The 14962-nt window shown below is 54.6% G+C and carries 6 protein-coding genes; 4 read left to right on the top strand and 2 right to left on the bottom strand.

Translation table 11 applies throughout. The features are described from left to right. Positions 1-3: 3 nt before the first annotated feature. Positions 4-1830, bottom strand: coding sequence for an ABC transporter ATP-binding protein (locus QMO62_RS03245; protein ID WP_284638684.1), 1827 nt, complete (start codon positions 1828-1830; stop codon positions 4-6). Continuing rightward, complete coding sequence (locus QMO62_RS03250) at positions 1814-3568, bottom strand: ABC transporter ATP-binding protein (RefSeq protein ID WP_284638685.1); 1755 nt, start codon at positions 3566-3568, stop codon at positions 1814-1816. The genes QMO62_RS03245 and QMO62_RS03250 overlap by 17 nt, the downstream gene beginning before the upstream one ends. Before the next feature lie 398 nt (positions 3569-3966). Here QMO62_RS03250 and QMO62_RS03255 point away from each other — a divergent pair, with 398 nt between their 5' ends. From QMO62_RS03255 to QMO62_RS03270, 4 genes are all read left to right on the top strand, one after another. Continuing rightward, positions 3967-5910 carry a hypothetical protein gene (locus tag QMO62_RS03255; RefSeq protein ID WP_284638686.1) on the top strand — a complete coding sequence of 648 codons (1944 nt, stop codon included), beginning with the start codon at positions 3967-3969 and terminating at the stop codon, positions 5908-5910. A gap of 222 nt (positions 5911-6132) precedes the next feature. After that, the gene (gene addB, locus QMO62_RS03260) at positions 6133-9798 is read left to right on the top strand and encodes a helicase-exonuclease AddAB subunit AddB (protein WP_284638687.1); all 3666 of its coding nucleotides are present in this window, start codon (positions 6133-6135) and stop codon (positions 9796-9798) included. Beyond that, positions 9798-13706 (top strand): helicase-exonuclease AddAB subunit AddA, encoded by a 3909-nt coding sequence (gene addA / locus QMO62_RS03265; protein WP_284638688.1) that lies wholly within the window; start codon positions 9798-9800, stop codon positions 13704-13706. Before addB ends, addA begins: the two co-directional genes overlap by 1 nt. A gap of 28 nt (positions 13707-13734) precedes the next feature. Further along, positions 13735-14907: an exonuclease SbcCD subunit D gene (locus QMO62_RS03270; RefSeq protein WP_284638689.1), complete on the top strand. Its 1173-nt coding sequence runs from the start codon at positions 13735-13737 to the stop codon at positions 14905-14907. Positions 14908-14962: the final 55 nt, after the last annotated feature.

Below are 14962 nucleotides of genomic sequence, written 5' to 3' on the forward strand. Positions count from 1 at the left end.
CAATCAGCCTACTTCTAAGCTCGCTTTACCCTGTGAATGCCGGTATAACTGCTCATAGTACCCTTGTTTATCGAGAAGCTGCCGATGCGTTCCCTCTTCTACAATACGGCCCTGACGCATCACGATAATTCGATCCGCTTGCATAATGGTGGAAAGACGATGGGCGATGACCATCGTGGTTCGTCCTTGGGATACCACCTGAAGCGCCGATTGTACCAGCTGCTCCGTGTGTGAATCGAGATTGGCGGTAGCTTCGTCGAGGATCAGGATTTTGGGCTCGAACACGACGATTCTGGCAAAGGAGATCATCTGCCTTTCTCCGGCGGATAATCCGCTGCCGCGCTCCGATAGGCGCGTATCATAGCCATCCTTCAGCCTTTCGATCAATACGTCCGCTCCGACGAAGCGGCACGCCTCGATTACCTTTTCTCTTGAAATGTTTTCGTCAAAGAGTCTCACATTATCGATGATCGATCCTGAGAATAAGTAAGGCTCTTGCTGTACGAGCCCGATCATGCGGTGCAGAACAGCCTGGGGGATGTCCCGAATATCCGTTCCGTCCACAAGGATGCTGCCTTCCCGAACATCATAGAAGCGGCATAGCAGGCTCATTAATGAGCTTTTGCCTGCACCGGTTGTACCGACAATGCCAACCATTTCCCCAGGGCGTATATGCAGGTCCAAATCTTCGATCACCGTGCTGTCCTCCGAATACCCGAACTGGATATGGTTGTAATCGATACGCCCCTTCACGGCGGACAAATCGATCGGGACAGGCTTCTTTGTATCCGTAATCTCAGGCTTGAGAGAAAAAATTCTCCAGAGCCGGTCCATAGAAACAATCGTGGATTGCAGGGTGTTCCACTGCTGGGTAATATTGTTGATCGGCTGGAAAAACTGGCGTATATAAGTGATAAAGGCATAAAGAACGCCAAACTCGATGCTTTTGTTAAATACGGCCAGACCGCCGACATACACCAGGAACGCTACAGCCATATTGCCGAGCAAGTCAAAGGAGCGGTTAAACAGGACATTCGTCCGGACCTCGCGAAGGTTCGCGCGGAAATACGTTTCGTTGCGCCCGGTGAAACGCTGGTTCTGTTCTTTTTCCTGGTGAAACGCTTGAATCAGATTCATCCCGGCCAAATTCTCCGCCACAAACGCGATCAGCCTGGATAAATGGGTTCGTGTAAGCTGATAGGTTTTACGAATGTAGTTGCGGAAACCGATCGCGATCCCTGCAATAATCGGAAGAATGATCATGCTGTAAGCAGCCAGCGTAGGATCAAGATGAAACATTAATGCGATGATAAAGATCAGCGTCAGACCGTCACGAATCATGCTAAGGAACACCTGGGTAAAAAATTGGTTTAATGTCTCGGTATCGCTGGAGACGTGAGTGACGAGACTGCCGCTTTGAAAACGGTCGAAAAACGACATTTGCAGCTTGGTGATATGCTCGAACAGTTCTTTGCGAATTCGGGCGACGATGCTCTGCCCCGTATATTGCAGCAAATTGTTTTGCAAATAAGTAAAAGTGAGACCCAGCAAGGAAAGTGCAAGGTATATGCTGCAGATCACCAGCAGCATCCCCATATCGTTCTTGCCTATGGCCAAATTGTCGTCGATGGCAATCTTCACAAGATAGGGCTGAAGCAGATCCGCCGCGATGGCCAGGAAGGTAAAGCAAAACACGGTTACAAATTTGCGGCGGTGCGGCACGATGTAGGATAACATAGCTCGAAAGGCCTGGCGGCGCTGCTCAGGGCTGACGTGATAGGACGCGTTGATTTCTTCCTCCTGCTTACCGCCGTTAGCTTCCTTCGGCATACCGTGTCCCCTCCTCCTGAATGGAATAAAGAGAGGCATACAGACCATCCTCAGCGAGCAGCTGTTGATGGGTTCCCCGTTGAACGATGCGTCCCTCATCCAATACGATAATTTCATCGGCGTGCTTCAATGCGCTGATCCGATGAGCGATAATAATCGTTGTCTTTCCTTTTCGTCCAAGACGAATATTATCAATGATTTTTGTTTCCGTTACGGCATCCACAGCACTGACGCTATCGTCCAATATTAGTACGGGCGCGTCCTTAATAAAGCCGCGGGCAAGGGACGCTCTCTGTCTTTGTCCGCCCGACAGCGTAATCCCTCTCTCGCCGAGCTTCGTCTCGAAAGCATCGGGAAAATCAACGATGTTGTCATAAATTTGCGCGCGCCTTGCCGCTTGCTCCACATATTCAAAAGCCGTGTCCCGGTTATGAAAGGCAATATTGTCACGGATGGTGGTGCTGAACAGAAAGCCGTCCTGAGGCACGTAAGCAATATTGCACCGCAAGCTTTCCAGTGTTACGTCATGGATGTCCTTGTTACCCAGCCCTATGGTGCCCTTGGGCGGATTATGGATCCGAAGCAGCAGCTTGACGAGCGTCGTTTTGCCGCTTCCCGTTTTGCCGATGATGCCTAAGGTTTTCCCCGCAGGAACGGTGAGACTGATGTCTCGAAGCGAAGGCTTGCTTGATTCCGGATATGCAAACGTTAAACCTTCCACGCGGATAGAAACAGCCTCCGAATCCATCGGTTTAGCATAGGCTGCTTCCTCAATCTCGGGCTTCAGAGACAGCAAAGCATTGAGACGCTCCAGCGAGGCGCGCGAGCGCTGCATCGTATTGATGACGTTTCCAATTTGCTGCAGCGGGTTGACGATCATCCGCATGTATAACGTTAAAGATACGAAGTTGCCTAGAGTAATATGCTTTTGTGCGGTTAAGTATCCGCCTACGGCGAGGGAGAGAATCAGAGACAGCGCTCCCAAAAACGGCAGCAGCGCCTGAAACAGGGAGGAGATTCTCACCAGTCTAACCTGATTGTCAAGTATGCGGTCGACCGTTTGGCCGAATTTGGCTCGCATGACGGATTCTACAGCGAATTTCTTTGTTACGCGGATGCCTCCGAATTGCTCTTCCGCCGATTCAGTCATACCGGCGAGCGCCTCCTGCACCTTCTTGGAACGGTCGCGTATTCTCGGGCCGAAGTAAACCACCGCCCAAGGAATGGCTAGCATCGGCAATATACAAATCATGATTAAATAAAGCGGAATTGAGCTTAAGATCATCATCACAATTACGGATAAAATAATAATGACTGCATTGGTCGTGTGGTTAATCCCTTGCGAAATCGATTCTCTGACCGACGTCACATCGTTCATCACATAGCTGAGCAGCTTGCCGACACCATTTTTGGAATAATAGCTTTCACTTAGCGTAGTGAAGTGGGCAAACAATTTTTTACGGGTAACAAATTCGAACAATCTGCCCATTCTCATCACAACGTACTGCCCGATTCCGCCCAGGATTCCATAGGTCAGACCGATGGCAAGCAGCAGCAGACTGTAATTGCGAATGGATGATGAGGTAATCCCACTTTGCTGCAAATCATCTGTGAAATTTCCGAGCACCTTCGGGTAATAAGCTTGCGTAATATTGGCCGCCGAAATACAAAGCACGGCGAACAAGTAAAAATACCAGTGGGCCTTTAGATAATCCTTAAGTAAACGTATGTCCTTCAATGGCATCCACATCCTGTTTTTAGTTGAAATATCCAAATCGCCGTCTCAACCACATATTATACTTCGACCTGCTTATCATATCATCCGGGCTCAGCCACCAATACACGGATATTTCCCCTCATTTCCCTTCATATCGCGGGTACGTCAGATTAACCTTACGAATGCTTCCGATCCCTTCCGATTCCAGCTGATTTTGAAAGGAATCAAAAATAGCTAAGAAAAGTGCAAAACACCTTATTTTTATGCAAACCGGAAACACTTCTTTTTGACAAAAAAAAGTTAGTATTGTGCAAAAACTCCTGAGTTTTGGATATTACGATGATTTCGCATTGAGAATATGATCAGGAAAAGGTTCTTAGCTTCATCACACTGCTTATGAGCGAATGGGAGGAACGGGAGTGAAGACATCGCAAGGGAATCATACATCGGGGGTTACGAATGCAACAATTATCCATGATACGATGGATATTCGAATCGGCTACCCTGCTTTCCTATACACTGGGAGCGATTACCCGGTGCTGCGAATCGAAGCGGAAGAAGCAACGGAAGTGCATATAAGATTAATTCATACCCAAAGCGCAGCCACTATTTTTAAAGAAGCAGCTTATCCTCTAGAGGCTTCCGTGGAGGCATCGATTCATTTTCCCGGCAAGGCCGTTCTGACAGGACTTTATCAGATTGTCGTTGAGCCAGGGGATACGAGCGCATCCATCCCGTTACATACTTTCTATTTCTCCGTACAGGACTTGTCCGTTAAGGGCAGCAGTAAAGCTGCCTACATTGACAACGGGCGTATGGTATATGTTCCGGATTATTTGGGAAACAGGCTGCCTGATTATTCCGGCTGCGGTTATATGGGCGGGGGTGTATCCCTGCCGCATGCGCCCGTCAGGATAACGCTTGAAGCGATACCTGGAGACAACACCAAACCTATTCAGGATGCCATCGATCTCGTATCGAAGTATATCCCCGATGAACAAGGCTTCCGCGGGACGGTGCTGCTCAGCAAGGGAGTGTACGAAATCGCGGGAACGTTGGAAATCCGGGCAAGCGGTGTTGTGCTGAGAGGGGAAGGACAAGGCGAATTAGACCGTTTATGGTATGAGCCGGAGCAAGATTACGATCCGGATCGGGTGATTGACGGTTTGCAAGGAAAGGAAGCTACCGTACTCCTTGCAACTGGCAGTGAGCGGCGCCGAATACTAAAGATAGAGGGGGATTCCTCCGGCATTCGTATCCCTAGTACCGGGCACAGCACCATTCTAGATCCATATGTTCCGGTAGGTGCAAACACCTTCCACATCGAAAACCCGGAATGGTTTGCTGTAGGAGACAGCATTATCGTGCAGCGAAGCGGCAATGCAGCTTGGATCGAAGAGATCGGTATGAATCGGATCCCTCCAAGAACGGACGGAGGGAGCATTACGCAGTGGTCGCCCTTCGAGCTCGAGTTTGAGCATGTCATTACAGCACTAGAGGGGAATCAAATCACAATTGATTCTTCTCTTGTTAATGCCATAGAGACGCGATGGGGTGGGGGGAGAGTCTATAAGTTCCAAGACCCGGGACGGATTGTTCAATCGGGGGTGGAACACTTGCGTGCCATTGCCTACTGGCGGCCGAATGCCGACGGGGTGGATGACACTAGGCATGCCGATGCATTTGTAAGCCTGGATGCAATGAAGAACGGATGGGTGCGGAATGTGACTCTCGAGCACTTTACCAGCACGAACGGGGCTATTCTCACAGGGAGGGGCTCCAAGTGGATTACGATCCAAGATTGCTCTAGCTTAATCGCTTCCAAAAGCTTTTATCACGGCAAAGGCTACGACCCGAGCGGCCGTACCTTCTATGAAACGAACATTTATGTCGGGCGCTACGGGTTTTATTTACAAGGCCAGTCCGCGTTGGTCCAGCGTTGCCTAGCCTTGAACAATCGCCATGGATTTACGCTGGGTTCCAGAGTGACGGGACCGAATGTATTTTTAGATTGTGTCGGTGTAAACCCCCTTACATGGAGCGAACCGCATCATCGATGGTCCGTAGGCGGCTTGTATGACAATGTAAAAGACAAGATCTCCCTCATGAACCGTTTGAATATGGGTTCTGGTCACGGCTGGGCAGGAGCTAATTACGCTGCATGGAATACGGAAGGCGTCTTGGTGGCACACCAGCCGCCGACCGCACAAAACTGGGCAATTGGGCACGTCGGGAGCAAGGATCCGGGAGGTCACCGCGGACCCGACGGATATTGGGATTCATACGGAAGCCATGTGGAGCCTCGAAGCTTAGTTTTGCAGCAATTAAGGGACCGGTTGAGACATGAAGCTTTCATAACATGAGACGGAAAATCGGTTCAGTAGAAGGAGGGAGTACGCGATTATAGGCGATATGCGTGATATCGCAGCATTGGACTAACTGAACTTTTTATGTGGAATAGCCCTGGTCTTGCTCAAAGATACAGGGTTATTCTTTTACCTTTCAACCAGAACATACCTTCGCTTTCCTTATGGAAATTTGATAGAATAGTAGAATAATAGAAAGGACGATGGAGGGGACAAACGGTGGCGTTTCGATTCGTGCTCGGAAGGGCAGGCAGCGGGAAGACGACATGGTGCCTGCAGGAAATCAAACGGAGGCTGGCGGAGCAGCCGGACGGGCGTCCGCTGATCTGGCTCGTGCCGGAGCAGGCCACGTCGCAAGCGGAGTATGCGTTGATCCAATCTCCGGAGCTTGGCGGCACATTAAGGGCACAGGTGCTCAGCTTCCGCAGGCTTGCCTGGCGGGTCATGCAGGAGGTCGGGGGCACTGCAAGACTGCCGATCGATGAAACCGGCAAAAAGCTGCTGCTTCACAGCATTTTACATAAACAGAAGGACCGCTTACGATTATTCGACGCTTCAGCCGACCAGATGGGTTTTCTGGATAACCTGAATCAGCTGTTGACGGAATTCAAGCGGTATTGTGTCACGTCAGACGGGTTGAAGCAGTACATAGAACAGCAGGAGACAAGGGGGGGCCTCGGCGGCAGGCATTTGAGAGACAAGCTGCACGATCTCCAATTGGTATACGGTGAATTCGAACGGCAGCTTTCGAGACAATACCTCGATGGAGAGGATTACCTGGCGCTGCTGGCCCGGCAGCTGAAGGATTCATCATACGTACTTGGTGCGGAGTGCTGGATCGACGGCTTCCATGGCTTTACGCCTCAGGAGCTGGCGGTGGTGGAGCAGCTGGCGGTCCATTGCGAGAATGTATCGCTGACACTGTGCTTAAACAGAGAGTACCGGGCCGGAGAGGAACCCCATGAGCTCGATCTGTTCCATCCGACGGCACGCACCATGATGAACCTGCATGCGAGATTGCAGGAGCTGGGAGCCCGAATGGACTCTTCCGTTCTTCTCGGCTCGGAGCCCCCTGCGAGGTTCGCCGACAGTCCTGCACTGGCGTATTTGGAGACGGCGTGGGAGCAGCGCGTGAAACGGCCTTATTCGGCCTCTTTCGAGGAACGGAGCAAGCCTTTCCCTGTTCGATTGTCTGCAGCGGTAAGCCGCCGGGCTGAGGCGGAAAGTGTAGCGAGGGATATCGTCCGGCTGGTGAGGGAGGACGGGCTGCGTTATCGCGATATTGCGGTCTCGGTAAGAAATATTGAAGCTTATGGAGATCTCCTGGCCGGCACGTTTCAGGATTATGGAATTCCTCATTTTTTCGATCAGAAGCGCACCGTAATGCATCATCCGCTCGTTGAGCTGATCCGTTCCTCTCTGGAGGTCATTCAGCTGTACTGGAAGTATGATGCTGTATTTCGATGTGTCAAAACGGATTTCTTCCTGCCTCTCGGCAAGGATGCTTCGGAGGAGGTCATTATCGACCGTCATGCGATGGATCAGCTGGAGAACTATGTGCTGGCCTTCGGGATTCAGGGCTCCAAATGGCTGTCCCCGGACGATTGGACGTATTCCTTGCGAGCTGACCTGGATTCTGACGGTACGAAAGGAAGCGCGGGGGAGGAAGCCTTTTTACGCAAAATCAATGCCTGCCGGAGACGGGTGACGAGACCGCTGCTGCGGATGCAGGAGAAGATGAAGGAGAGCAAGCGCGTAAGGGACCGCGTGGAGGCGCTCTACGAGCTTTTGGTGACGCTTCAAGTACCGGAAAGACTGGAGGCCTGGAGCCAGGAGGCGCTTCGCCAAGGGAAGCCCGAGAAGGCGAGAGAGCACGCTCAAGTGTGGGATCGTGTGATGGACATGCTGGATCAGCTGGTCGAGCTGATGGGGGAGGAGTCGTTGTCCACAGAGGTATTTGCCCGGCTGGTGGAAACCGGCATGGAGAGCATGAAGCTGGGGCTCGTTCCGCCGACCCTGGATCAAGTGCTGGTCGGCAGCATGGACCGTACCCGGTCGGGGCAAGTCAAGATCATGTTTGTGCTGGGGGTAAATGAAGGCGTGATGCCGGCCAAAATTACGGAGAACGGCGTCGTCTCCGAGCAGGAGCGGGAGCTGCTGGCAGCCTCCGGGCTGATGCTGGCCGAAAGCAGCAGACGCCGTTTGCTCGATGAGCCGTTCTTAATGTATTGCGCCTTCTGCACGCCCTCCCATGGGCTTTGGCTTAGCTACCCGCTGGCGGACGAGGAAGGGAAGACCCTCCTTCCGTCGGATGTGATCCGGCAGCTCAAGCGAATGTTTCCTACGGTAAAGGAAAGGCTGCTGGTCATCGAGCCGGGTGAAGAAGACAGCCTTACGGAGCACTTAAGCTATGTCGCCCATCCGGACAAAGCGCTTAGCCTATTAATTATGCAGCTGAAGCGTTGGATGTATGGAGAGCAAGTGAACGAGGTTTGGTGGTCGGTTTACAATTGGTTTGCCCGTCAGCCGGAATATAGCGGAAGATTATCCCGCCTGTTACAGTCGCTGCTTTATACGAACGAAGAGGCGCCTCTTCGCGAGGAAACAAGCCGGGAGCTGTACGGAGAAACCATCGAAACGAGCGTTTCCCGTATGGAACGATTCGTGCAATGTCCGTTCTCCCAATTTGTCTCTCACGGCTTGCGCCTTAAGGAGAGACAGCTGTTCCGGCTGGAGGCTCCGGATATCGGTCAGCTGTTCCATTCTGCGCTAAGCGGCTTCGCAGAGCAGGTGCTGCAGGAAGGGGTCGATTGGGGCGGATTGTCTGCACGCGAGTGCGAGGAGCGGGCAGCCTTAGTCATCGACATGCTCGCACCGAGGCTTCAGGGTGAAATTCTGCTGAGCTCGAAGAGGTACCATTATATCGCCCGAAAACTGAAGCAGGTCATCGGCAAAGCCGCAGCCATCCTCGGAGAGCATGAGCGGCGCGGACAATTCCGCCCGATTGGGCTTGAGGTCGGCTTCGGCAAGGGGCAGCCGATTCCGCCATTGGAATACGAGCTTCCCGGCGGAGTCAAGATGGAGCTTCGCGGCCGGATCGACCGCATTGACCGCGCGGATACGGAGCGGGGCACGCTGCTGAGGGTGATCGATTACAAGTCGAGCTCCAAGGCTCTAAATCTTGCGGAGGTTTATCACGGCTTATCGCTGCAGATGCTGGCTTACCTGGACGTAGTACTGACCCATGCGCCGATCTGGCTCGGCAAGGAAGCGGAGCCTGCCGGCGTCTTGTACTTCCATGTACATAATCCCGTGTTGAATCAGAAGAACCGGCTGGAGGCCGAGGCGGTGGAGAAGGAGGTCAAGAAGCGCTTCAAGATGAAGGGCTTGCTTCGGGCCGATGCCGAGATCGTCAAGCTCATGGATAACGGGCTGGCAAACTCCAGCGGCTATTCGGAAATTTTGCCTGCGGCGCTCAAGACGGACGGCACCTTCTACAAGACCTCCTCAGTGGCGACGGAGGCGCAGTGGAATACGGTTCGAAGTTATGTAAAAAAAACCATTCAAAGCATCGGCACCTCCATTACGGAGGGCCGAATCGATATCGCCCCTTACCGCATGGGGCCATCGGCAGCCTGCAACGGCTGCTCCTATCGACCGGTGTGCCAGTTTGACACACAGTTCGAAGGCAATGCTCATCGTCAGCTACCGGTGCTTGGAAAGGACCGGGTGTGGGAGCTGATGGAATCCCCTGCGGCCGGTCAGGTGAAGCCAATCCCATCGTCACCTCGGTTCCGGCCGGCGGGAAGAGCGGAGGACAAGCTTGCCGCGCTTCAAGTGACAATAGAAGATGAGGACCAAGCGAAGGAAGGAGGAGATGCATAGTGATCGATAGAATACCAAAGCCGGAGGGAAGCACCTGGACGGACGACCAGTGGGACGCAATTACCCTCAGCGGGCATTCCATGCTGGTGGCCGCAGCCGCCGGTTCAGGCAAAACGGCGGTACTCGTAGAGCGGATTATCCGACGCATATCGGATGAGCGAAATCCGATCGATGTGGACCGGCTGCTTGTTGCTACCTTCACGAAGGCGGCTGCAGCAGAAATGCGGCACCGGATCAGCGAAGCGCTTGAGAAAGCGCTGGCGGCGAATCAGGGCTCCGATCATTTGCGGCGGCAGCTTGCTCTGATCCATAGAGCCTCCATTACCACGCTGCACTCCTTTTGCCTTGAGGTGATCGGCCGGTACTACCAGCTTATTGGACTTGACCCCGGCTTCCGCATAGCGAACGAGACCGAGAGTGCACTGATGCGTCAGGATTTGCTTGAGGAGCTGCTGGAGGAACAGTACGGAGAGTCTGCCGAGGGGGATGCCTTCTGGCGGCTTGCCGATTGGTTTAACGGAGACAAGAGCGACGAAGCGCTGTTTCAGCTCATTCAAAGGCTTTATGATTATTCGCGAAGCCATCCGTTCCCGGATGAATGGCTTCGGGATATGGCAGGACTATTCACGCAAGGCTGGAATGAAGAGGAAAGTCCGTGGCTTCCGAGCCTCCGGGCATCCGTCAAGCTGGAGCTGGAGGGCATGCTTGCCGTGCTTCAGGAAGCGGTTCGCGTGACGAAGCAGCCTGGCGGACCGGAGCCTTATTCGGGCAACCTCGAGGATGACACGGCGGTTATCGAATATTTGCTGGAGATGGTATCCGGAGAGCATCGATGGGAGCTGCTCTATAACGCCTTCCAGGGAGCGGGCTTCGGAAAGCTGAAGCCGTGCAAGGGCGATTATGATAAAGAGCTTCAGGAGCAGGTAAAGGATTTGCGCAATGAAGTGAAGGAAAGACTTGGCGCCATCAAGGAAGAGCTGTTCGGCAGAACGCCTCGGGAGCACGGAGAAGAGCTTCTCGCGATGGCTCCCTTGATGAATAAGCTGGTCGAGCTGGTCATTGAATTCGGGGAGAGGTACCGGAAGGCGAAATCGGCGAAGGGTTTGGTGGACTTTGCCGATTTGGAGCATTACTGCCTTCAAATACTTCGTTCAGCGGAGGCTTCCCCCGGGGAGCTGCTTCCTTCCCAAGCGGCTCAGGACTACAGGGATCAGTTTGTGGAGGTTTTGCTGGACGAATATCAGGATACGAATCGGGTGCAAGAGGCTATCGTAGAGCTGATTTCCCGTGCGGCTCCCGGGAACCGGTTCATGGTCGGCGATGTGAAGCAGAGCATTTACCGGTTCCGGCTAGCCGAGCCGGGATTATTTCAAGAGAAGTATAAAAGCTATGTTCCGGACGGTACGGAACCGGGCCAGAGAATCGATTTGGCGCGTAACTTCCGCAGCCGCAGACAGGTTGTCGACGGGACGAACTATATTTTCCGTCAGGTGATGAATGAAACCGTCGGCGAGATTGCCTATGACCGGGCGGCGGAGCTGGTATGCGGAGCAAGCTACCCGGAAGAGAGCGGATCAGACAATAAGCTGGCCGTGGAGCTCCTGCTGATTGACCGCTCGAATGCGGCAAACGTTCAAGAGGAGCCTGCGGTCTGGTCTGAGGAGGCGGAGGATTCGCCTGCGGAGGAAGGACCGAGTCTCGAGGAAGAAGCGAAGGAGCTGGCTGTCGTACAGCTCGAAGCGCGTACGATTGCGCTGAACATTCGCCGGCTACTGGGGATGGACGGGCACCGGCCGTTTCAGGTATTTGATAAGTCCGTCAAGGGAATGCGCGATATCACATACCGGGATATGGTCATTCTTCTTCGGGCGACGCAAGCATGGGCTCCCGTGCTGATTGAGGAGCTGGCAGCTCAGGGAATTCCTGCGTATGCCGAGCTGAGTACGGGGTATTTTACCGCGATTGAAGTGCAGGTGCTGATGTCTTTGCTCAAAATTGTGGATAACCCTTATCAGGATATTCCGCTTGCCGGGGTGCTGCGCTCTCCCATCGTCGGATTGAGCGCCGAACAGCTGGCAAAGGTAAGGATTCGAAGCAGGCAAGGTGCCTTCTACGATGCGGTGCGTGCCTATGCCAGGAGCTCTGAGGACGACGGACCGGTGGATTCGCAGCTGCGGGAGAAGCTTGCCGCTTTCCTCGTTCAGCTGGCGGAGTGGCGAAGAGAGGCACAGCAAGGTCCGCTCGCGGATTTGATATGGGGCATTTACCGCTCTACCGGTTATTTCGACTTTGTCGGGGGACTTCCGGGAGGGCAGCAGCGGCAAGCCAACTTACGGGCATTTTATGACAGGGCGCGGCAGTATGAGGCAACCTCGTTCCGGGGTTTGTTCCGTTTTCTTCGCTTCGTGGAACGGATGCAGGCAGGAGGGAGCGATTTGGGGACGGCTCGCGCGCTCGGTGAGCAGGAGGACGTCGTAAGGATCATGACGATCCATAAGAGCAAAGGGTTGGAATTTCCGGTCGTTTTCGTGGCCGGACTGGCCAAGCAGTTCAACAACCGCGACTTGACAGACGCCTTCCTGCTGCACAAGGAGCTCGGCTTCGGGCCGAAATATATGGATTTGGATACCCGGGTCAGCTATCCGTCGCTGCCGTGGCTCGCCATCCAGCGCAAGATGAAGCTGGAGCTGCTTGCCGAGGAGATGCGCGTGCTGTATGTGGCATTGACCCGTGCGCGAGAGAAGCTTTACTTGATCGGCTCGGTAAAGGGGCTGGACAAAACGCTCCGGTCCTGGCTGCGCTTCATCGATCATGACCGGCAGGAGCTGCCCGATGATGCGCTCGCATCCGCACGCTGTTACTTGGACTGGATCGGCCCGGCCGTCTTCCGTCATCCCGATGGAAAGCCGCTGCGCGATGCGGCGGGCTGCGGTTACCGGGCACAAGCGTTCCTGATGAATGAGCCCTCCCGCTGGCGCGTCGAGATTATCGGGACGGAAGTTTTCGCAGGTATGGCGGAAGCCGCCGGAACGATCGAGCGGAGCAACGAGCGGCTGCAAACCATGCTCCGTCTGGAGCCGGTAGGCGAGACGGAGCGCTGGGAGCATGAGGTATGGCGCAGGCTGTCCTGGCAATACCGTGAGGAGCAGGCGACCAAGGTCCTGGCCAAGACATCGGTTACGGAGCTGAAGCGGCTGTCCGAGCATCATAAGCTCATGGAGCTGTTATCGGAGTCCGAGGGGACGGCGGAGGCCGTCTTTACGGAGGAGGGGCTGGCACTGCCCGGAGCCGGGCTCATCGATGCTGCAAGGTCGGGAGGTGCCGGCTATCGGCCGGCGATTGTTCGCAGACCTCGGTTTCTGGAGCAAACGAAGCTGAATGCGGCGGAGCGCGGAACGGTGTTTCATGCCGTCATGCAGCAGATGCCTCTGACCAAGACGCCGACGGAAGCGGATGTACACGAAGTGCTCGCGGGAATGGTGGCCCGTGAGCTGCTGACGGAATTACAAGCCGGCGTGGTGGAGCCGGCGGTCATCGTGTCTTTCTTCGAGAGCGAGCTCGGCAGACGCCTTCTTTCCTCATCGAAGGTGCATCGCGAGGTTCCTTTCAGCTATGGTCTTCCTGCCAAGGATGTATATGGGGCGGAAAGCTTGAAGAACTCGGAGCGGCTCGGCGATGAGATCATTATGCTCCAAGGGGTTATAGACTGCTTGTTCGAAGAGGATGCCGGGCTTGTTCTGCTGGATTTTAAGACGGATCATCTCAAAGGAAGCTCTCCTGCCGCAGTCGGCGAGAAATACCGGCTGCAGCTTGAGCTTTATGCGAGGGCGGTGGAGACGATCTGGAAGCGGCCGGTCGCGGCGAAATATATCTTTTTATTCGATGGGGCGCATGTGGTTCCATTGTAAATGCGGTTGAAGGAAAGGAAGAGGTGGCATGCGAATACTGCATACGGCGGATTGGCATTTGGGCCGGACGCTGGAGGGAAGAAGCCGGCTGCCGGAGCAGGAGGCATTCGTGGATGAGCTGGCGGCGATCGTACGGGACCAGCAGATCGATCTGGTCTTACTGGCTGGCGATGTGTACGATACGGTCAATCCTCCAGCCGCGGCGGAGCAATTATTCTATGACGCTTTGGCCAGGCTGGCGGATCAGGGAAAGCGTCCCGTCTATGTGATTGCCGGCAATCATGACCATCCCGACCGGCTGGCGGCGGCGGCTCCGCTGGCACTCAAGCTGGGAGTGACCCTGGTCGGGCTGCCGGAGGCCCGCGTACACGAATCCGCGGTGTCTCGTACGGGAGAGAAGGCGGTGCTGTTTGCGCTGCCTTACCCGTCGGAGTCCCGGCTGAAGGAGCTGCTGACGGATTCGGCGGAGGAAGAGGTGCTGCGGGCGGCCTATTCGGAACGGGTGCGCCATATTTCGCTTGCGCAATCAGGGCACTTCCGTGCCGATACGGTCAACCTGCTCATGAGTCACCTGTACGTACTCGGAGGCAAAGAGGAGGAGTCCGAGCGTCCGATACAGGTCGGCGGCGCTTACACGGTGCATACGTCTGCATTATGCACAGGAGCGCAATATGTGGCTTTGGGCCATTTACATAGACCGCAATACATGAAGGCGGATACGATGATTCGCTACAGCGGGTCGCCGCTCGCCTACAGCTTCTCGGAAGCGGGCCAGGCCAAGTCGGTTTCGGTGGTGGAGCTGGCACCGGGAGGCGTGCCGCAGGTAGAGGAGATTTATTTGAGCAGCGGTCGGCCGCTCGTTCGCTGGACGGCCAAGGGGGGCCTTGCCGAGGTGCATCGCTGGCTGGAGGAAGGTCGCGATGCAAGGGCCTGGATTGACTTGGAGCTGCACCTTCAGGAAACGATGTCCATGGAGCAGATTCATCAGCTTCGCGGCGCGCGGGAAGGGCTAGTCAACATCCGCCCGGTGTATCCTGAAATGACATCGGAGCTGGCGGAGGCCGGCTCGTCCGCCAAGCTGCCGATGGATGAGCTGTTTCGGCGGTTTTATGTCAGACAGACCGGGGGAGCGGAGCCTGAGCCCGAACTGGTGAAGCTGTTCTTAGAGCTTCTGGAGGGAACGGAGGAAGAGGCGGGATGAGCGCCGCGCTTCGAAGGAAAGAGTTGCACAGGCTGCTGAGCCCGCAGCGATCATC

The organism is Paenibacillus silviterrae (genome assembly GCF_030167925.1).
GTDB lineage: Bacteria > Bacillota > Bacilli > Paenibacillales > NBRC-103111 > Paenibacillus_G > Paenibacillus_G silviterrae.

What these genes read in the sequence shown, in the direction of transcription:
- QMO62_RS03245 (WP_284638684.1), bottom strand. Translation starts at nt 1,830, where the DNA reads ATGCCGAAGGAAGCTAACGGCGGTAAGCAGGAGGAAGAAATCAACGCG.
- QMO62_RS03270 (WP_284638689.1), top strand. Translation starts at nt 13,735, where the DNA reads ATGCGAATACTGCATACGGCGGATTGGCATTTGGGCCGGACGCTGGAG.